The sequence below is a fragment of the Mesorhizobium sp. P2_H9 genome, from assembly GCF_056403215.1.
Map to the genome: position 1 here is coordinate 321,091 of NZ_JBFUFX010000004.1, position 19,381 is coordinate 340,471.

Here is a 19,381-nt window from a genome sequence, read left to right on the forward strand (position 1 = left end):
ATCCCCTGTCACAGGGCTCAATCCACGGTAATTTCGATGACGTGCGGTTTTCCGGTTGCCCGCGCGCGCTTGAGGGCGACCGCCAGTCCATCGATGTCGGCAAGCCGCTCGGCGGCGATGCCATAGGCTTCGGCCAGCTTGCAGAAATCCGGCGGAGCCGGCGATACGCCAACCGGCTCGACGCCGACATCGAGCATCGAGGTTTCGATCTCGCGGTAGCCGCGATTGTTCCAGACGACAAAGATCACCGGTGCCGCCGCATCCAGTGCCGCGCCGAGTTCCGGCAAGGTGAACTGAAAACCACCGTCGCCGGTAAGACAGACGACCGGCACACCCGGCATGGCAAGGGCGGCTCCGATCGCCGCCGGCGGGCCATAGCCGAGCGCGCCAAAACCAGTGGCGGCGTTGAACCAGCCGCCCGGGCGATCGTGGTCGTAGTAGAGATTGGCGGCGTAGACCGGTTGGGTCGAATCGCCGACGATCATCGAGCCGGGCAACGCATCGCGGATCGCCTCGACGGCGTACGTCTGCGCCTGCAGCGTCGAGCTGAGCTCGGCAAACGCCGCTTGCCGCGTTGCCGCGGCGCGGGCCGCGCCGTCGCCGGACACTGCCGGGGCCGTGCCGACTTCGGCAAGCAGCGCTTCGAGAGCAGCGCTGCAATCGGCCTGGATCGAAACCGTCGCCGGCCGGCGGGCAAGCTGGTCGGCGCCGATGTCGATGCGGATCAAATTGGCCGGCAGCACAAAGCCGCCATCGCTGTAGCCATCATAGTCGGTCGGACCGAACTCCGTGCCGGCGGCGATCACCAGATCGGCGTCTGCCATCAGCGCCCGCACCGCCTTCAGGCTGGGGCTGGCCGGCACGCACAATGGATGGCGATGCAACAGACCGCGGGCATTGGCCGTCTGGACGACTGGCGCGCCGAGCAATTCGGCCAGGCGTTGCAGCGGCGCTTCGGCCCGGCTGGCGCCACCGCCAGCCAGGATCAGCGGGCGGCGCGCGGCCGCGACAAGCTTTGCCGCCTCGGCGATGGCAGCTGTATCCGGCGTGGGTGGTGCTGCGTTGCTCAGCAACGCGACGAGGCCGTCGGCCGGCTTGACCATGACATCCGTCGGGATCTCGATATGCACCGGGCCGGGGCGCGCGGACGAAAACAGCGCGAAGGCGCGGGCCAGCGCGCCGGGCAGTTCGCCGGCGTCGGTGACCCGCTGCGAAAACAGCGCCACCTTCTCCATCATGCCGCGCTGGTCGGGCAGTTCGTGCAGATGGCCGAGCCCCTTGCCCAGCGTCGGCGTCGCATTGACGCCTGAGATCACCAGCATCGGCACCGAATCGGCGCGCGCCTGGCCCATGGCGGTGATGGTGTTGGTCAGCCCCGGTCCGGTGATGACGAAGGCGACGCCCGGCCTGCCGCTGGCCCGCGCATAGCCGTCGGCCATGAAGCCGGCGCCCTGCTCGTGGCGCGGCGTGACGTGGCGGATGTTCGACCGCGCCAGTCCGCGATAGAGCTCGACCGTGTGCACGCCGGGAATGCCGAAGACGGTATCGACGCCATGGGCTTCGAGCAGGGAAATGAGCGCTTCGCCGACGGTCGTCCCAAGGGTCGTCATTGTCTGAGCACCGGGCGCGTGAGGCAGGTTGGACCGCCCTCGCAGGCGATGCACAGCGCATCCGCCTCGAAAGTCGTGACCGTGCAGCCGGCGGCCTGCATGGCTGCAGCGGTCTTGGGAAAACCGGCAACGGCGATCACCTGGCGCGGCGCGGTCGGCAGCACATTGAGGCTGAGCCCGTTGGAGGCATGGAACTCGCCGGCGTCGCCTTGGATCAGGCGAATGCCGCGCGCGTTCAGCATCTGGTAGAAGGCGGCCGGCAGAAGCGGCGCGTAGACCAGCGCCAGATCGTCGGAGAGCGGGCTGATCACCGACATCAGATGCAGGCAGGCTTCCTCGCCGTGCCACAGCGGCAGGTCGAAGCCGAAAACCTCGATGCCTTTGGGCGAGAGCAGATCCGAGAGCTGCCGGATGCCGTCCTGGTTGGTGCGCACACCGCGGCCGACCGCCAGCGTGTTGGCATCCACCCAGACGCAATCGCCACCCTCGACCTGGCCGGGAGGATCGATGCGGCCGAGGATGGGTACGCCCATGCTGATGTAGGCCGCCTCGTGCAAGCCGGGTTCGGGCCGGCGCAAGGCCTTGCCCATGGCCAGAATGATGGCGCCGTGATCGGTCATCAAGGACGGATCGTGGGTGAAGACGGAATCGGCAAGACCGTCATCGGCGTCGGTCAGCCATTCGATCTCGGCGCCGGATGAGGCGACCAGCCTCGCCAACACCTCATGCTGGGCGGCTGCCTTGTGTGGGTCAAAGCCCGGGCCATAGTGCCACTCCGGCGCCTTGGCGTGACGCATGGCGCTGGCGGCGGAACGCATCAGCACACGCTGCAGCGTCCCGGCCATGGACTGTGACCCGTAAGTTTTGCCCACTAAACTCTCCTGAAAATCCCCTTCCTGCCAATAGCCACTCAGCAAGCCGTGATCAATGGTCCAAAAACCATGGTTGACGGAGGCAAGCGGAACGGTCCATCTTGAGCATGGGAACTCTGTCCAGTGACGGGTGATGGGTAAAAAAAATCGAGCAGCGACGAGTCCGGCCACTCCGCGGAGCGCCGGCAAGATGATGGCGCAGGGTACTTCATCCGCACTGAAACACACCGCGCAGGACGGCGCCGCCGAAGCCATCCATGTCGAGAACCTGCACAAGAAATTCGGCCAACTGCATGTGCTGAAGGGCGTTTCGCTGTCGGCGCGCGACGGTGAGGTGATCGCCATCATCGGCGGCAGCGGCTCCGGCAAGTCGACGCTCTTGCGCTGCATCAACTGCCTGGAAAACCCGACCAGTGGCATCATCCGCGTCAATGGCGAGGAAATCCGGCTGAAGGCAGACAGCCACGGCCACACCATTCCGGCCGACCGCAGGCAGATCGAACGCATCCGCTCCAAGCTCGGCATGGTGTTCCAGAACTTCAACCTGTGGAGCCATATGACGCTGATCGAGAACGTCATCGAGGTTCCGGTGCATGTTCTGGGGGTCAAGCGCGATATCGCCATCGCGGAGGCCGAAAAACTGCTTGCGCGCGTCGGCCTGGCCGAAAAGCGCGACGTCTATCCGGCCTATCTCTCGGGTGGCCAGCAGCAGCGCGCGGCGATCGCCCGGGCGCTCGCCATCAATCCGCGCGTCATGCTGTTCGACGAGCCGACCTCGGCACTCGACCCGGAACTGGTCGGCGAGGTGCTGAGGGTGATCGGCGACCTGGCGCGCGAAGGCCGCACCATGGTGCTGGTCACGCACGAAATGAAGTTTGCCCGCGAGGTCGCGACGCATGTCGTCTATCTCTACAACGGGCTGGTCGAGGAAGAAGGGCCGCCGGAGCAGATCTTCGGCGCCCCCAGATCCGAAAGGCTCAAGCAATTCATCCGCAACATCGGCTAAGCCGAGGCGGACGAAAAGACCGGGGAACCAACAACAAACTGGGAGTTTACGAAATGAAGACCGTTTTGAAGACATTTGCCGCAGCGCTGCTGCTCGGCGTCGCCGCAATGGGCGTGGCCAAGGCCGATCCGGTCAAGATCGGCGTCGCCGCTGAACCCTATCCGCCCTTCGCCTCACCGGACGCCTCCGGCAAGTGGGTCGGCTGGGAAATCGAGTTCATCGATGCCGTCTGCGCCGAAGAGAAGCTCGACTGCGTCATCACCCCGGTCGGCTGGGACGGCATCATTCCGGCGCTGACGACCAAGAAGATCGACGTCATCGCCGCCTCGATGTCGATCACCGCCGAACGCGAAAAGACGATCAGCTTCTCCGACAAATACTACAACACGCCGACCGCCATCATCGGCCCGAAGGACCAGAAGTTCGGTGCCACGCCTGACGACCTCAAGGGCAAGGTCATCGGCGTGCAGGTGTCGACGGTGCATGCAGTCTATGCCAAGAAGCACTTCACCGGCGCCGCCGAAATCAAGGAGTATCAGACGCAGGACGAGGCCAACCAGGATCTCGCCGCTGGTCGTCTCGACGCGGTGCAGGCCGACTCGATCGCGCTTGGCGAGTTCTTGAAATCCGACCAGGGCAAGGCGTGCTGCGACCTGAAAGGCATGGTCGAGCAGGATCTCGAGGTTCTTGGGCCAGGCGTCGGCGCCGGCATCCGCAAGGAAGACACCGAGCTGAAGGACAAGATCAACGCCGGCATCAAGGCCATCCGCGCCAACGGCAAATATGAAGAGATCTCGAAGAAATATTTCGATTTCGACATCTATGGCAGCGACGCGCAGTCGAACTGACCGCGCTTGAGCGAATGACCATACGGCCCGCCGTATGGTCATCCATGAAAGCTTTCCGCTGGCGGATGTCGCCAGCGGTTGAGCCAGCCATTCGGGGGCGACGCTGATCGACGCATTTCTTTCGGCCTCGGCGGCCGGCATCATCGAGCTTCTCTCCCCCACGCCACCCGGCTGGGGTGGTAAGCTCCTGCTCGGCCTTCTGCATTCGCTCGAGATCGCGCTCGGCGCCACCTGCCTCGGTCTTATGATCGGCACTGCCGGCGCCTTCGGCAAACTCTATGGCGGCCCCGTGGTGCGCGACCTGCTCGCGGTCTACACCACTGTCGTGCGCGCCGTGCCGGAACTGGTGCTGATCCTGCTACTCTACTACGCCGGCACCGATTTGATCAATCAGATGCTGGCGGCTATGGGCTACCAGCGCATCGACATTAGCGGACTGGCGGCCGGCATCTTCGTGCTCGGCTTCGTGCAGGGCGCCTATTCGACCGAGGTCATACGCGGCGCGATCCTTGCCATTCCGCAGGGGCAAATCGAAGCGGCGCGTGCCTACGGCATGTCGCCCGGCCTGATGCTGAGGCGCATTACGCTGCCGGCGATGCTGCCCTTCGCCATACCGGGGCTCGCCAATCTGTGGCTGATCGCCACCAAGGACACCGCTCTTCTGGCCGTCGTCGGCTTCGAAGAACTGGCGCTGGCGACGCGGCAGGCGGCGGGCGTGACCAAGGCCTATTTTACCTTCTTTTTTGCTGCAGCCCTCCTCTATCTTGTGGTGTCTTTAATCTCGAACTTCCTCATCGGTCGCGTCGAGGCCCGATCCAAGCGCGGCATGCCTTCGCTCAAGGAAGCGCGCTGATGGCCGGCGAAGCTGCCATCATCAATGTCGCCGCGCGGACTTCGCTGTGGCTGCAACCGCACCGTATCGTGCTGATCCTCATCGCGCTTGGACTGGTTCTGGCGGCCGCCTTCTTCATGCGCTGGGACTGGCTACCGCAATATTACGAAATGGGCTTGCTCGGCATCTGGCGCGCGCTGTGGATCCTGGCTGTCACCTGCTTTCTGGGCTTCCTGCTGGCCGTGCCGCTCGGGCTGGCGCAGGCTGCCGGCTCCTTCTGGTTCGCTGCACCGGCCAAGGCCTTCTGCACCGTCATCAGAGGCACGCCGCTGCTGATACAGCTCTGGCTGCTCTACTACGGGCTGGGCTCGCTGTTTCCGCAATATCCCTGGATACGCGAGTCGTGGATGTGGCCGTATCTCAGGCAAGCATGGCCCTATGGCGTGCTGGCGCTGACCTTGTCGTTCGCTGGCTATGAAGGCGAAGTGATGCGCGGCGCCTTTGCCGGCGTGCCGAAGGGCCAGCTGGAAGCGGCCCGTGCCTTCGGCATGAGCCGCTGGAAGACTTTTCGGCGCATCTGGCTGCCGCAGGCCGTCTACCGGGCGCTGCCGACGCTGACCGGCGAAACCGTGCTGCAACTGAAGTCGACGCCGCTGGTGGCGACGATCAGCGTCATCGACATCTTCGCCGTCTCGTCCAAGGTGCGGCAGGATACCTACCTGACCTATGAACCCTTGCTGCTGCTGGCGCTGATCTACATGACGATCACGGGCATTCTGGTCTTCGCCTTCAGCAGGATCGAGGCGCGGATCCCGAACAAGATCGGCTAGAGTCGGACGGGTTCGTAACCCGAGTTTGCAACGGCGGACTTGTCCGCCGTTTTTCTTGCAGTTGCGGACGATTTTCAACACAAACACCACCTCATGTGCTGTTAGACCCACCCAACCAGTTATCGCAATAGCAGGACGGCCATGATGCAACTCAGTCTCGACCAGGCAAAAGGACTGTGCCGGATGGCGGCGCTCGGCGCCGGCGCCAATGAGGAAGCGGCGCAATCGCTGACCGCCTCGATCATATCAGCCGAGGCGGAAGGGCTGTCGACGGTCGGGCTGTCGCATTTCATCGACTATCTCGAGGCGCTGGAAGCCGGCCGCATCGACGGCAATGCCGACCCGGTGATCACCCGGCCGGCGCTGGCGGTCTATCTCTCCGATGCGCGCGGCGGCCTGGCGCATACTGGCTTCGATCGCACCATCGAGGACCTCGCCAAGGCGGCAAAACTGTTCGGCGTCGCCATCTTTTCGCAGAAGAACGCCTATACTTGCGGCGCGCTCGGCTATTTCACCGGAAGGCTGGCGGCATTGGGAATGGTGTCCTTCGCCGCGACCAACGGGCCGGCCGTGCTCGCCGGCTCGGGTTCGATCAAGCCGGTCTACTGCACCAATCCGATGTCCTTTGCCGCTCCCGCCGCCGACGGCGCGCCGCTGGTCATAGACCAGTCGTCGAGCGCCACCGCCTTCGTCAACATCCGCAAGGCGGCCGAGGACGGCAAGAAAATTCCCGAAGGCTGGGCGCTGGACGTCAGCGGCAATCCAACCACCGATCCCGCCGCCGCCATGAAAGGCGCCATGCTTGCCTTTGGCGGCCAGCGCGGCGCCAACATCGCACTGATGGTCGAGGTGCTGGCAGCCGGCCTGTCGGGCGCCAACTGGTCGCTCGATGCGCCATGGTTCAGCGGCGGACCGGACAGCCCCGGAACCGGCCTGTTCGTGCTTGCCGTCGAGCCCAAGCTGCTCGACCCGGACTTCGAGCAGCGTATGAAGGATCAGCTCGACCGGCTGCGCCGGCGCTATGGCGTGCACGTGCCCGGTCGCGCGCGGGCCGAAGCGGCGGAGAAGGCACAAGCGCGAGGCATCACAGCGCCCAAGGCGGTGATCCAGCGCATTTCCGAATTCGCCGAGCGCTATTCCGCCTGAATAATTTCTTCGTCCAATAATTGGCTGGCGCCTGCCGATCCGGCAGCGCGACCCTACTTGCCGCAGTGGTGATCGTTGATCTTGTTCAACGCATTCGCATCCGGTCCTACCTTGTCGTAGGAGCACGCTCCAGCCGACGTCGTGAGCAGCATCTGATCATAGTAGCGCGGGCCGCCGAACAGGATGTCGATGATGTTGCCATCGGCGGGAACGTAGCGCTCGGGTTGAGGTTTCTGTCGGTGATGCCGTTCGCCCGCGAACGCCGCGGCGCAGACGCTGCTGCCTATTGCGAAAGCGAGAGCGACGGTCGCAACGCGTTTTGTCGTCATCGGCAATATCCTCCATTCGGAATCACAGCATAAAATCGCCAGCCGGACAAAAGTTCCGAGGGCACTGAACCCGGTCGCCTCCACGGTTGATTGATCTTGATCGGCGGGACCAGCCGGGCCTTGCGGCGAGGCGGCGTGCATTTTTTGCGAACGCGCTTGAACCTTTCTGCGGGTCACGGCGACCCATCCTTGTCCAGGGCGAGGTGAGCTCGCCCGATCACCGAGGGGAACAACAAACTCGTATCGAGATCCTACTTCACGTGAAGGGTGCGTCCCTTCGCGCCTCGGAAACCCACCCAATCAAAGGAAATCATCATGACCAACACCAAGACCACCTTCCTGACCGCTGTCCTTCTGCTCGGCTCCTTCATGGGCGCCACCCAGGCCGCAACGCTGAAGAGCGCACCAGTCAAGCCGTCCGCGCCAGGCGTCATTGCCGCGCCAAGCGGCGGCGCCACCGAGGATCACTATTGCAAGAACGGCCACGCCAAATTCGCCAATTGCAGCGCCGACTTCATCGCGGCCTGCAAGCAGGTAGGCGGCACCATGTCGGATGTTCAGGGTTGGGGTGGGCGTACTTGCTTCACGCCCTCCTGATACCGTCTCAGGTCAGGTCCGTCGGCCCCTGACACCGCATGGAGTCACCCGGAAAACCCCGCTTCGGCGGGGTTTTCTGCATTTTGCCGACCCGCGGAAGGGCATGTTCCAAGCCAGGCTGCCGGCGACCTCTGGTCGCTCTTTGCCTTTGGCGCGAAACGGATTAAGAAACGGCTTCAGCCAAGCTTTCGAGCGCCGGAGCCAGCCATGACCGAAATCCTGCAGACCCCCAAGCTCGTCGTCGTCTTCGGTGGGTCAGGCTTTGTCGGCCGCCACGTCGTGCGGGCGCTGGCCAAGCGCGGCTACCGCATCCGGGTCGCCTGCCGCCGGCCCGATCTCGCCGGACATCTGCAGCCGCTCGGCAATGTCGGCCAGATCCAGCCGGTGCAGGCCAATGTGCGCATGCGCTGGTCGGTCGACCGCGCCGTGCAAGGCGCCGACCATGTCGTCAACCTGGTCGCCATCCTGCATGAGGGCGGCCGGCAGAAATTCGGCGCCGTGCATGAGTTCGGCGCCCGCGCCATCGCCGAAGCCGCGCGCTCGGTCGGCGCCGGGCTCACCCACATCTCGGCGCTGGGTGCGGACGCAAAATCGCAGTCTGACTACGCACGCACCAAGGCGCTCGGCGAAAAGGCGGTTCTGGAGACGGTCGCGGATGCCGTCATCTTGCGGCCGTCGATCAATTTCGGGCCGGAGGATGGCTTCTTCAACCGCTTCGCCAACATGGCGCGCTATTCGCCGGTGCTGCCGCTGATCGGCGGCGGCGGGACCAAGTTCCAGCCGGTCTATGTCGGCGATGTCGCCGAAGTGGTGGCGCGCTCGGTCGAAGGCAAGGTCAAGGGCGGCCAGATCTACGAACTCGGCGGACCGCAGGTGCTGACTTTCAAGGAGTGCATGCAAGAGCTGCTTGCCGTGATCGAGCGCAAGCGGCTGCTGGTGCCGGTGCCGTGGTGGGTGGCGAACCTGCAGGCGTCGATCCTCGGCCTGTTGCCCAATCCGCTGCTGACCAAGGACCAGGTGATGCAGCTGCGCGAACACAACATCGTTTCGGATACGGCCACCAAGGACAACAGGACGCTGACCGGCCTCGGCATCCAGCCGCAGTCGATCGGAACGATCCTGCCGAGCTATCTCTGGCGTTTTCGCGCCGCCGGCCAGTTCCAGCGCCGGCCCGCCGCTTAGTTCAGCGTACCTGCCCAAAGGCGTTTTGAGATTGGGGTCAGGCCGGCATCACCTGAAATTCAGCGCGCCTTGCGCGGCGTGACCTGCATCGGCAAGCCGCCCTGCGGCTGCGTCGTCAGTTTCTGCACCGGCCACGGCTTGGTGTCGGCTGTGCTGTCGAAGCGGAAGCGCGACAGCATGACGGCCAGCGCGATGATCGCCTCCTGCATGGCAAAGCTGGCGCCGATGCAGACGCGTGGGCCGGCGCCGAACGGCAGATACTGGAAGCGGTCGATCTTTTCGCGGTTTCCCGGATGGAACCGCTCCGGCATGAAGGCGTCAGGCCGGTCCCACAGCTTCCTGTGGCGATGGACGACCCACGGCATCACCAGCACCGCGGCATGCTTAGGTATGTAAAGGTCGTTCCAGGTCTCCGGTTCGATCGGCTCGCGGTTGATCGACGGCGCAGGCGGATAGAGCCTGAGCGCCTCGTCGAAGGCGGCGCGGGTGAATGGCATGGCGTCGAGCCATTTCGTCGGGTCGGGCTCGCGCGCCAGCACCTGATCGATCTCGCGCTCAACCCTGTCGCGCTCCCACGGTGATTCGGCGAGGCAATAGAGCGTCCAGCCCAGCGCCCGCGCGGTGGTTTCGTGGCCGGCGCCGATGAAGGTGATAATGTTGTCCTCGACCTCGGCCCGCGTCAGCCCGTCCGGCCCTTCGGCCTTGAGCAGAAGCGTGAGAAAGTCCTGCGGCACGGTATCAGGGTCGCGCTTGATCCTCTCCTCGCGCAGCTTGACGGTGTCGGTGACGATCTTGCGGAAATAGGCCATGGTCTTGCGGCCACGGATGCGGGTCAGTCGCGGCAGCCAGTCGGGCGCCCGCAACAGGTCGAGCGGATCGACGCGGCCCATGGTCTCGAACAGGCGGTCGATCTCGTTGGCGAAACTGCCCGGCTCGCCTGCGATCTCGCCGGAAAACAGCGTCTCGGCCAGGATGTCGTAGGTGAGCAGCGTCATGTCATGGGCGATGTCCGAGGTGGCGCCGCCCTCGTAGCGGGTGACGAACTCCTGCGTGCGTTTCAGCATCGGCGCGGCGAAGCCAAAGATATGGCGCGGCGTGAACACCGGCGCCATAGCCTTGCGCGAGCGCTTCCACACCTCGCCTTCCGCGGTCAGCAGGCCGTCGCGCAGGATCGGCCGCAGGATCATCTGGCGCACCGTCGCCATCTTGTAGTTCTTGGCGTTGTCGATCAGCACATGGCGGATGAGGCCGGGATCGTTGGCGACGATCAGATGGCCGCCGACGCCATTCGCCGAGATCCAGGGTTCGTTGTAGGTGTGCTCGCCCCACAATTCGAGCGGATTGCGGTAGACGATCCGCATCATCTCCAGCGTCGAAGGCGGCGTCGTGCGCGGCTTGGGCGCCGGCGGCACGAAGGGGGCGGGTTGCGTGTCCATGAGGTACTCCGGACCCAATGTAGTGAGCCGCAAAGCAGGCGTCCATGTGACCGAACAGCAAGGCCCCTGCTCTCCTAGATGTGACCGGTTACCGCGAGGTGCCTTCTTGTCGCTGCGAGCGGCATGGCTTAGGTGGCGGTCACCAACAGATACCGTCAGGAGCCCACCTTGAAGCACCAGTTGAACATCATCATCGGCAGCACGCGGCCGGGCCGCGCCGGGCCAGTTTTTGCAGAGTGGCTGGAGGGTTTCGCGCGCGAACACGGAAAATTCGAGCCGATGCTGACCGACATCGCCGCGTTCCACCTGCCGGTGCTGGACGAGCCGCATCATCCAAAACTCGGCAAATACGAGAAGGACCACACGAAGGCCTGGTCGAAGGCGATCGACGCCGCCGACGCCTTTGTCTTCGTGGCGCCGGAGTATAATTATTTCGTCGCTCCGGCGATCGTCAACGCGATCGATTATCTCTTGCGCGAGTGGAAGTACAAACCCGCCGCCATTTTCAGCTATGGCGGCGTCTCCGGCGGCCTGCGCGCGGCGCAGGCGCTCAAGCCACTGCTGACCGCGGTCGGGGTGATGCCGATCCCCGAAGGAGTCGCGCTGCCGATGTACCAAAAACTGCTCGACGAGAACGGGGCTTTCAACGCCAGCGAACAGGTGGTTGGCGGAGCCAAAGCGATGCTGGACGAGCTGTTGCGCTGGACCGACGCGCTGAAGCCGATGCGGGCTGCCTGAAAGAGCCGGTTTTCGGCCAAAAGCTAGGCTTGCTCATGCCATAAAGAGGTGGAATGTTCGCGCAAATGAACGAGCCGGGGGCGGTTCGACTTGCGCTTGCTGTTTGCCTTGCTGCTGATCTTGTCGGCGACTGCCACGGCCGTGGCGGAGCGGCGCGTTGCTCTGGTCATCGCCGATGACGACTACCGGCTGATCCGGCCGCTCGCCAATCCGGTCCATGACGGCGAGGCGATGGAAACCGCTTTGAAGAAGCTCGGCTTCGAAGTCATTCTCGAAACCAACCGCGATCTGAGACGCATGCGCCGTGCGCTTGACGATTTTCGCGAGGACGCCAAGGGCGCCGACGTGGCGCTGGTGTATTTTTCCGGCCACGGCGTCGAGATCTCCGGCGACAACCGGCTGCTGCCGGTCGACGCAGACGCTTCCTCGCTCGACGCGTTGGAGAAGACCAGCCTGCCGCTGGAAGAGGTGCGCGATGCGGTCGCCGCCTCGGCAAAGGTCGGGCTGATCGTGCTCGACGCCTGCCGCAGCGATCCGTTCGCAGACGCCAGTGGCGAAGGGCGCGGTGCGACATCGCTGGCCAAAGATGTCACTGAGAAGGTCAAGCCAGGGCTCGGCCGCATCGGGAAGGCGGAGAACATCCTGTTCGCCTTTTCGGCGTCGCCCGGCGAGACGGCTGCCGACGGCAGCGGTGCGAATTCGCCGTTCACGGCGGCGCTGACCAAATATCTCGGCACCGACGGACTCGAAATCCGCTCGGTGCTGACCCTGGTGCAGCAGGAGGTCTATGATCTCAGCCGCGGCAAGCAGCTGCCCTATGTCGAGAGCGGCCTGCCGCAGCTGTTCTTTGCCTCAGCGGCCAAGGAGCAATTGCCCGAACGTGAACGGCTGCTGCTCGCTATGGCCGATGTGACGCCGGAGATGCGCGGCCAGGTCGAGCAGATTGCCAGCGATGCCGACATGCCGCTGGCGCCGCTCTATGGCGCGCTGATCAGCACCGATACCAGCCACCTCTCCGGCGAGAGCCTGGACGCCAAACTGCGCGAGGCGGCTGATGCCTTCGTCAAGGTGCGCGACGACATGAAGACGCTGGCTGCCGACGACCCGAAGGTGAGCGAACTGCGCCGGCAGGCCGAAGAGCAGTTGTCGCTCGGCGCCTTCGATGGCGCACGCGTGATCCTTGCCAAGGCCGCCGACATCGACAATGTCTCGCGCAACAGTTTGAAGGCCAAATTCGTCAGCCGCACCCTTTCCGAGGCGGCCACGCGGTTTCTTTCCGGTGGCGCAGCACGCGCCAATCTCGACTACGCTACCGCCATCAGCGACTACGAGTCCGTGCTGGCACTCTATGGCGAGGCCGGGCAGACCTCGCTCAGCCTGGAACAGGCCGACCGCCAGAGCCGCACGCTGGAGGAACTCGGTATTCTCTACACAACCGTTGGCAATACCGACGCCGCCGGCCGTGCCTTTGCCGCATTGTTGGCCAATCTCGAGCAGCGGTCGCGTCAGGAAACCGATCCCAGCGTCAAGCGCGATCTCGCCATCAGCCATATCAAGCTCGCCAACATAAAGATGGCGCAAGGCGACCTGCCGATCTCCCTGGAAAACTATGAGGCGGCCAGGGACATGCTGCAGGACCTGACCACAGGCGCGCCGGACAAGAAAGACTGGCTCGGCGATCTTGCCATGGCCAACGACAAGATCGGCAACGTGCTGGCGACGCAAGGCGATGTGGGCGCCGCCGCCCAGGCCTACCAACAAAGCCTGGCAATCAAGCAGCAGCTGGCCGATGCGGAGCCGGACAGCGCCTATCGGCTGCGCGACCTGACCATTACCTATGACGAAATCGGCGATCTTGCCCGCACCGCCGGCCAACTGGATGGCGCCCAGACCGCCTTTGAAGAGAGTCTGAGAATTCGGCTGGCGCTGGCCGAGAACAAACCCGATGACGCTGAGCGCCAGCGCGCCGTCTCCGTCAGCCACGACAGGATCGGGGATGTGCTGCGCGAGCGCGGCGACCCCGCCGGCGCGCTGACGGCCTTCAACAAGAGCCGGGCGATCGCCGAAGAGCTGGTGCGCCGCGACCCCAACGATACCGATTTGAAGCGCGACCTGTCGGTCAGTTACGCCAAGATCGGCAATGCGTACAGCGATCAGAAGGATTGGCCGCCCGCACTGGAGTCCTACCAGCAGGCGCTGGACATAGCGCGTGATCTTGCCGCCACCGATCCCGGCAACACCGACTGGCAGCGCGGCCTGTCTGTCTCTCTCGACAAGGTTGCGAGCGTGCTGGATGCCCAGGGCGACGTCAGCGGCGCATTGCAAAACTATCAGGACAGTCTTGCCATAGCCGAGCGGCTGGCCAAGCTGGACCCAGCCAATTCCGACTGGCAACGCGACCTGGCGATCACCCTGCAGAAGATCGGTTATCTGGAGACCGACCGGCGTCACTTTGAGGGTTCCAAAACGGCCTTCGAAGCCAGCCTGGCTATCGCCAAGAAATTGGCCCAGTCCGATCCGAACAATGCGATCTGGCAGGCTGATCTGGCACGCGCCTACATCGCCTATGCTTATGTGGCGAAAGATCCGAAGGCGGCGCTGACCAAGGCGCTCAACCTGACGCTGGAGCTTGACCGGACCGGGCGGCTGGCGCCCGGAGACCAATTCATGATCAAATATTTGCGCAACCTTCTCGCCAAATCCGGGGCCCGAAAAAAATAGCCGGCTGCCAGCCCGGGATTCGGCCCGGAAATGCCCGCAAACCTTGGAAAAACCGCCTTTCGCGCCTATATCTAGACAATATCAGGGGCGCGATTCGGGGCCGATTTTTCGCGCTGTACAAGCGGCATCTAGACAACAGGTTTTCATGAGCGACCAGACCGAGAACACCAACGGCGCCGAAGCCGAATACGGCGCCGATTCCATCAAGGTTTTGAAGGGGTTGGATGCCGTCCGCAAGCGGCCGGGCATGTATATCGGCGACACCGACGACGGCTCCGGCCTGCATCATATGGTCTATGAGGTGGTCGACAACGCCATCGACGAGGCGCTGGCAGGCCATGCCGACCTGGTCACCGTGACGCTCAATCCCGATGGTTCGGTGACGGTTATCGACAATGGCCGCGGGATTCCGACGGATATCCACACCGGCGAAGGCATTTCGGCGGCCGAAGTGATCATGACGCAGCTGCATGCCGGCGGCAAATTCGACCAGAACTCCTACAAGGTGTCGGGCGGCCTGCACGGCGTCGGCGTGTCGGTGGTCAACGCGCTGTCGGCCTGGCTGAAGCTGAAGATCCGCCGCAACGGCCAGATCTTCGAGATGAGCTTCACCCACGGCAATGCCGATGCGCCGCTGAAGGCGACAGGCAGCTACGAGCAGGACAAGCAGCCAGGGACTTATGAGGGCCGCAGCGGGAGCGCGATCACGTTCTTCCCGTCGTCCGAAACCTTCACCATGGTCGAGTTCGACTTCGGCACGCTGGAACACCGGCTGCGCGAGCTCGCCTTCCTCAATTCCGGCGTGCGCATCATTCTGACCGATGCCCGCCATGCCGACATCGTGCGCCATGAATTGCACTATGATGGCGGTCTGGAAGAGTTCGTCAAATATCTCGACCGGGTCAAGAAGCCGCTGATCGACAAGCCGATCGCCATCAAGGCCGAGCGCGACGGCATCACCGTCGAAGTCGCCATGTGGTGGAACGACAGCTACCACGAGAATGTTTTGGCCTTCACCAACAACATCCCGCAGCGCGACGGCGGCACCCATCTGGCTGGTTTCCGTGGCGCGCTGACGCGTCAGATCACCGGCTACGGCGAATCCTCGGGCCTGACCAAGAAGGAAAAGGTGGCGCTGATCGGCGACGATTGCCGCGAGGGCCTGACGGCTGTGCTGTCGGTSAAGGTKCCCGATCCGAAATTCTCCTCGCAGACCAAGGACAARCTGGTCTCGTCAGAAGTCCGTCCGGTGGTGGAGGGTCTCGTCAACGAGGCGCTCGGCACCTGGCTCGAGGAGCACCCCAGCGAAGGCAAGGTGGTCATCGACAAGGTCATCCAGGCAGCAGCAGCGCGCGAAGCCGCGCGCAAGGCGCGCGACATCACCCGCAAGAGCTCGCTCGGCGTCACCTCGCTGCCCGGCAAGCTGGCCGACTGCCAGGAACGCGACCCGGCGAAATCCGAAATCTTCATCGTCGAGGGTGACTCGGCCGGCGGCTCGGCCAAGGGTGGCCGTTCGCGCCAGAACCAGGCCATTCTGCCGCTGCGCGGCAAGATCCTCAATGTCGAGCGCGCCCGTTTCGACCGCATGCTCGGCTCCGAGATGATCGGCACGCTGATCACAGCGCTCGGCACCTCGATCGGCAAGGATGAGTTCAACGCCGACAAATTGCGCTATCACAAGATCATCCTGATGACCGACGCCGACGTCGACGGCGCCCACATCCGTACCTTGCTGCTCACCTTCTTCTTCCGGCAGATGCCGGAACTGATCGAGCGCGGCCATCTCTACATCGCCCAGCCGCCGCTCTATAAAGTGACGCGCGGCAAGAGCTCGCAATACATCAAGGACGAGAGCGCCTTCGAGGAGTTCCTGATCGGCTCGGGGCTGGAGGAGGCGTCGCTTTCGCTCGGTTCGGGCGAGGTGCGCACCGGACAGGATCTGCGCAGCGCCATCGATGACGCGCTGGCGGTGCGCCAGCTGATCAACGGCCTGCACACGCGCTACAACAGGGGCGTGGTCGAGCAGGCGGCGATCGCCGGCGGCCTCAACCCGGATGTGTTTACCGATCTCGCACGCGCCAACGCCATGGCCGAGCGTGTCGCCAAGCGTCTCGACATCATCGCCGAGGACACCGAGCGCGGCTGGACCGGCCGCATGTCGACCTCGAATGAGGGAACCGGCGGCTATGTGTTCGAACGCACGGTGCGCAGCGTCAAGGAATTCGCGCATCTCGATCTCGGGCTGATCAATTCGGCGGATGCGCGCCAGCTCGACCGCTATGCGCCGCGCCTCACCGAGGTCTATGGCGAGCCGCCGGTGCTGCGCCGCAAGGACGTCTCGGAAACCATCTCGGGACCGCTGGCGCTGCTCAACGCCGTGTTTGCCACCGGCCGCAAAGGCCTGACCATGCAGCGCTACAAGGGCCTCGGCGAAATGAACGCCGAGCAGCTGTGGGAAACCACGCTCGACCCGAATGTGCGCTCGCTGCTGCAGGTCAAGGTCAATGACGCGACCGACGCCGACAGCCTGTTCTCGCGGCTGATGGGCGACGAGGTCGAACCGCGGCGCGAGTTCATCCAGGAAAACGCGCTGTCGGTCGCCAATCTGGATATCTGATATCGAAGCATTGGCGCGGCTCACCGCGCCATCGCCTGATCCAACGCAACAAAATCATTGAGCGCCGGCGGGAACAGAAGCCCTTCCAAGACATTGTGACAACATCGATCACAATTTCTCAAAGGAGGTCTTCATGGGACGTGGTATCTTGCTCTGGTTGCTCGGGATTCCGATTCCAATCATCATTCTCATCATGCTTTTCGTGCGATAGGGGGCCTTAAATGCAGTCCACCCTATCGGCTGTCGACGTTTCCGCGTCCACCGAATCCTCTTCCACCGCCGTCAGCTGGGGGCCGATCATCGCCGGCGCCTTTGCGGCTTCGACGCTGACCTTCATCCTGATGCTGCTCGGCTCGGGGCTCGGACTGAGCATGGTTTCGCCATGGTCCGGCTCCGGCGCTTCGATCACCACCTTCGCGGTTTCCACCGCGATCTGGCTGGTCATCGTGCAGTGGCTTTCCTCAGGAGTCGGCGGGTATCTCGCCGGCCGGCTGCGCACCAAATGGGTCGGCATCCACACGGATGAGGTCTATTTCCGTGACACCGCGCATGGCTTCCTGGCCTGGGCACTGGCGACACTGCTCGTCGTCGGCGTGCTTGGCTCGGCGCTGTCGGCGGCGGTCGGAACCGGCGTGCAAGCCGTGTCCACGGGGGCCTCGGGTGCCGCACTCGGTGCTTCAGCAGGTGCCTCAGCGAATGCTGGCGGAACCGACAATGCGACATCCTATCTCGTGGATTCGCTGTTCCGTCCGGCCGATGCAACCAAGCTAGCAACCGCCAATCCGGACGGCGATGCCGCGGCCCAGGCCTCGCGCATCCTGATCGCCAGCGCTGCGGCGGACGAGATTTCGGCCGACGACAAGACCTATCTGTCGCAGCTGGTGGCTGCCCGCACCGGTCTGTCAGAAGCCGATGCCAAGGCACGGGTCGATGCGCTGGTTGCCAAGGTTGAGGACGCCAAGGTCAAAGCAAAACAGGTTGCCGACACCGCCAGGAAAGGCAGCGCGACGTTTGCGCTGCTTGGCGCACTGTCGCTGGTCATCGGCGCTTTCATCGCCAGTGCCGCGGCCGCCCTTGGCGGCAGGCAGCGCGACGACGAGGAAGCAATCCTGCTGACCAGTCGCTGAGCGGGCTCTCATCCCGAAACAGAAAAGCCCGGCTTCAGCCGGGCTTTTCTGTTTCGAAGGGTTGGCTGGGCGGGAAAACGGCTCAGTGATCCATCGCCTTGACGATTTCTTCGGTCATCTTCTTGGCGTCGCCGAGCAGCATCATGGTGCCGTCCTTGTAGAACAGCGTGTTGTCGATGCCGGCATAGCCGGAGCCGAGCGAGCGCTTGACGAACAGGCAGGTGCGCGCCTTGTCGACATCGAGGATAGGCATGCCGTAGATCGGCGACGACTTGTCGTCGCGGGCCGAAGGGTTGGTGACGTCGTTGGCGCCGATGACATAGGCCACGTCGGCCTGCGCAAATTCGGAGTTGATGTCCTCGAGCTCGAACACTTCGTCATAGGGCACGTTGGCTTCGGCCAGCAGCACGTTCATGTGGCCGGGCATGCGGCCCGCGACCGGATGGATGGCGTATTTGACGTCGACGCCGTTGGCCTTGAGCTTGTCGGCCATTTCGCGCAGCGCGTGCTGGGCCTGGGCGACCGCCATGCCGTAGCCGGGCACGATGATGACCTTCTGCGCGTTCATCATCAGGTAGGCGGCATCGTCGGCCGAGCCCTGCTTGACCGTGCGCTCGATGCCGTCATCGGCAGCTGCCGCCGTCTCGCCGCCGAAGCCGCCGAGAATGACGGAGATGAAGCTTCGGTTCATGCCCTTGCACATGATGTAGGACAGGATCGCACCGGACGAGCCGACCAGCGCACCGGTAATGATCAGCGCCAGATTGCCGAGCGTGAAGCCCAGCGCCGCCGCGGCCCAGCCCGAGTAGGAGTTGAGCATCGACACGACCACCGGCATATCGGCGCCGCCGATCGGGATGATCAAGAGGACGCCGAGGAGAAGCGAGGCCGCGACGATCAGCCAGAACACCAGCTTGGACTCGGTGGTAACCAGCAGGATGATCAGCACGACCAACGCGATGCCAAGGGCGGCGTTGATGAAGTGGCGACCGCCGATCATGATCGGCTTGCCCGACATGCGGCCGTCGAGCTTTAGGAAAGCGATGACCGAGCCGGTGAAGGTGATGGCGCCGATGGCGACGCCAAGGCTCATCTCGATCAGCGCCTGGGCGTGGATATCGGCAACGGTGCCGATGCCGAAACTTTCAGGGGCATAGATCGCGGCGGCCGCCACCATGACCGCGGCAAGGCCGACGAGGCTGTGAAAGGCGGCGACCAGCTGCGGCATCGAGGTCATGGCGATGCGCCGCGCGGTGACCGCGCCGATGGAGCCGCCGATGGCGAGGCCGAGGACGATCAGCCAGTAGCGGCCGGCCGACGGGACAGACGGGGCCGCCAGTGCCAGCGTGGTGGCGATGGCAATGCCCATGCCGATCATGCCGTAGAGATTGCCCTGGCGGCTGGTGGTCGGATGCGACAGGCCGCGCAGCGCCATGATGAACAGGACGCCGGACACTAGATAGAGGAAGGACGCGAAGTTGGCGTTCATG

16 protein-coding genes are annotated in these 19,381 nt (G+C 64.0%); 11 read left to right on the forward strand and 5 right to left on the reverse strand.

Translation table 11 applies throughout. The features are described 5' to 3' along the window. Window positions 1–17: 17 nt before the first annotated feature. Together AC1DXN_RS09780 and AC1DXN_RS09785 are read right to left on the reverse strand one after the other, a co-directional pair. Window positions 18–1,610, reverse strand: a complete 1,593-nt coding sequence (locus AC1DXN_RS09780; RefSeq protein WP_477275783.1) for a 5-guanidino-2-oxopentanoate decarboxylase — start codon at window positions 1,608–1,610, stop codon at window positions 18–20. After that, window positions 1,607–2,455 carry a dimethylarginine dimethylaminohydrolase family protein gene (locus AC1DXN_RS09785; protein WP_477275953.1) on the reverse strand — a complete coding sequence of 283 codons (849 nt, stop codon included), beginning with the start codon at window positions 2,453–2,455 and terminating at the stop codon, window positions 1,607–1,609. The genes AC1DXN_RS09780 and AC1DXN_RS09785 overlap by 4 nt, the downstream gene beginning before the upstream one ends. A 220-nt stretch (window positions 2,456–2,675) precedes the next feature. Here AC1DXN_RS09785 and AC1DXN_RS09790 point away from each other — a divergent pair, with 220 nt between their 5' ends. The 5 genes from AC1DXN_RS09790 (at window position 2,676) to AC1DXN_RS09810 (ending at window position 7,144) form a co-directional block, all read left to right on the forward strand. Further along, window positions 2,676–3,488: an ABC transporter ATP-binding protein gene (locus tag AC1DXN_RS09790; RefSeq protein WP_477275955.1), complete on the forward strand. Its 813-nt coding sequence runs from the start codon at window positions 2,676–2,678 to the stop codon at window positions 3,486–3,488. Between the two features lie 53 nt (window positions 3,489–3,541). Next, window positions 3,542–4,336, forward strand: coding sequence for a transporter substrate-binding domain-containing protein (locus tag AC1DXN_RS09795; RefSeq protein ID WP_477241082.1), 795 nt, complete (start codon window positions 3,542–3,544; stop codon window positions 4,334–4,336). Window positions 4,337–4,475: 139 nt separating this feature from the next. After that, the gene (locus AC1DXN_RS09800; protein ID WP_477275957.1) at window positions 4,476–5,189 is read left to right on the forward strand and encodes an ABC transporter permease; all 714 of its coding nucleotides are present in this window, start codon (window positions 4,476–4,478) and stop codon (window positions 5,187–5,189) included. Beyond that, window positions 5,189–5,998: an ABC transporter permease gene (locus AC1DXN_RS09805; RefSeq protein ID WP_477275784.1), complete on the forward strand. Its 810-nt coding sequence runs from the start codon at window positions 5,189–5,191 to the stop codon at window positions 5,996–5,998. Before AC1DXN_RS09800 ends, AC1DXN_RS09805 begins: the two co-directional genes overlap by 1 nt. Window positions 5,999–6,142: 144 nt before the next feature. After that, a complete protein-coding gene (locus tag AC1DXN_RS09810) occupies window positions 6,143–7,144 on the forward strand; it encodes an Ldh family oxidoreductase (RefSeq protein ID WP_477275959.1) in 1,002 nt (333 codons plus the stop codon). Window positions 7,145–7,197: 53 nt separating this feature from the next. Here AC1DXN_RS09810 and AC1DXN_RS09815 read toward each other — a convergent pair whose 3' ends face one another. After that, the gene (locus AC1DXN_RS09815) at window positions 7,198–7,650 is read right to left on the reverse strand and encodes a hypothetical protein (RefSeq protein ID WP_477275786.1); all 453 of its coding nucleotides are present in this window, start codon (window positions 7,648–7,650) and stop codon (window positions 7,198–7,200) included. A gap of 138 nt (window positions 7,651–7,788) precedes the next feature. Between AC1DXN_RS09815 and AC1DXN_RS09820 the strand changes: the two genes are divergently transcribed. Together AC1DXN_RS09820 and AC1DXN_RS09825 are read left to right on the forward strand one after the other, a co-directional pair. Beyond that, on the forward strand, window positions 7,789–8,070 hold the full coding sequence (locus tag AC1DXN_RS09820) for a hypothetical protein (protein WP_477275788.1): 282 nt from the start codon (window positions 7,789–7,791) through the stop codon (window positions 8,068–8,070). Between the two features lie 207 nt (window positions 8,071–8,277). Then, window positions 8,278–9,252, forward strand: a complete 975-nt coding sequence (locus AC1DXN_RS09825; protein ID WP_477275790.1) for a complex I NDUFA9 subunit family protein — start codon at window positions 8,278–8,280, stop codon at window positions 9,250–9,252. 59 nt (window positions 9,253–9,311) lie between these two features. Here AC1DXN_RS09825 and AC1DXN_RS09830 read toward each other — a convergent pair whose 3' ends face one another. Continuing rightward, window positions 9,312–10,688, reverse strand: coding sequence for a cytochrome P450 (locus tag AC1DXN_RS09830; RefSeq protein WP_477275792.1), 1,377 nt, complete (start codon window positions 10,686–10,688; stop codon window positions 9,312–9,314). Between the two features lie 168 nt (window positions 10,689–10,856). Between AC1DXN_RS09830 and AC1DXN_RS09835 the strand changes: the two genes are divergently transcribed. From AC1DXN_RS09835 to AC1DXN_RS09850, 4 genes are all read left to right on the forward strand, one after another. Then, window positions 10,857–11,426 carry an NADPH-dependent FMN reductase gene (locus AC1DXN_RS09835; protein WP_477275794.1) on the forward strand — a complete coding sequence of 190 codons (570 nt, stop codon included), beginning with the start codon at window positions 10,857–10,859 and terminating at the stop codon, window positions 11,424–11,426. 90 nt (window positions 11,427–11,516) lie between these two features. Beyond that, window positions 11,517–14,147, forward strand: coding sequence for a caspase family protein (locus AC1DXN_RS09840; protein WP_477275796.1), 2,631 nt, complete (start codon window positions 11,517–11,519; stop codon window positions 14,145–14,147). A 145-nt stretch (window positions 14,148–14,292) separates the two neighbouring features. Next, window positions 14,293–16,764, forward strand: a complete 2,472-nt coding sequence (gyrB, locus tag AC1DXN_RS09845; RefSeq protein WP_477275799.1) for a DNA topoisomerase (ATP-hydrolyzing) subunit B — start codon at window positions 14,293–14,295, stop codon at window positions 16,762–16,764. Window positions 16,765–16,985: 221 nt separating this feature from the next. After that, window positions 16,986–17,891: a hypothetical protein gene (locus tag AC1DXN_RS09850; RefSeq protein WP_477275801.1), complete on the forward strand. Its 906-nt coding sequence runs from the start codon at window positions 16,986–16,988 to the stop codon at window positions 17,889–17,891. An 82-nt stretch (window positions 17,892–17,973) separates the two neighbouring features. Here AC1DXN_RS09850 and AC1DXN_RS09855 read toward each other — a convergent pair whose 3' ends face one another. Further along, window positions 17,974–19,380, reverse strand: coding sequence for an NAD(P)(+) transhydrogenase (Re/Si-specific) subunit beta (locus AC1DXN_RS09855; protein WP_477275803.1), 1,407 nt, complete (start codon window positions 19,378–19,380; stop codon window positions 17,974–17,976). Window position 19,381 lies beyond the last annotated feature (1 nt).

What these genes read in the sequence shown, in the direction of transcription:
- AC1DXN_RS09780 (WP_477275783.1), bottom strand. Translation starts at nt 1,610, where the DNA reads ATGACGACCCTTGGGACGACCGTCGGCGAAGCGCTCATTTCCCTGCTC.
- AC1DXN_RS09785 (WP_477275953.1), bottom strand. Translation starts at nt 2,455, where the DNA reads ATGGCCGGGACGCTGCAGCGTGTGCTGATGCGTTCCGCCGCCAGCGCC.
- AC1DXN_RS09790 (WP_477275955.1), top strand. Translation starts at nt 2,676, where the DNA reads ATGGCGCAGGGTACTTCATCCGCACTGAAACACACCGCGCAGGACGGC.
- AC1DXN_RS09795 (WP_477241082.1), top strand. Translation starts at nt 3,542, where the DNA reads ATGAAGACCGTTTTGAAGACATTTGCCGCAGCGCTGCTGCTCGGCGTC.
- AC1DXN_RS09805 (WP_477275784.1), top strand. Translation starts at nt 5,189, where the DNA reads ATGGCCGGCGAAGCTGCCATCATCAATGTCGCCGCGCGGACTTCGCTG.
- AC1DXN_RS09810 (WP_477275959.1), top strand. Translation starts at nt 6,143, where the DNA reads ATGCAACTCAGTCTCGACCAGGCAAAAGGACTGTGCCGGATGGCGGCG.
- AC1DXN_RS09820 (WP_477275788.1), top strand. Translation starts at nt 7,789, where the DNA reads ATGACCAACACCAAGACCACCTTCCTGACCGCTGTCCTTCTGCTCGGC.
- AC1DXN_RS09825 (WP_477275790.1), top strand. Translation starts at nt 8,278, where the DNA reads ATGACCGAAATCCTGCAGACCCCCAAGCTCGTCGTCGTCTTCGGTGGG.
- AC1DXN_RS09830 (WP_477275792.1), bottom strand. Translation starts at nt 10,688, where the DNA reads ATGGACACGCAACCCGCCCCCTTCGTGCCGCCGGCGCCCAAGCCGCGC.
- AC1DXN_RS09850 (WP_477275801.1), top strand. Translation starts at nt 16,986, where the DNA reads ATGCAGTCCACCCTATCGGCTGTCGACGTTTCCGCGTCCACCGAATCC.
- AC1DXN_RS09855 (WP_477275803.1), bottom strand. Translation starts at nt 19,380, where the DNA reads ATGAACGCCAACTTCGCGTCCTTCCTCTATCTAGTGTCCGGCGTCCTG.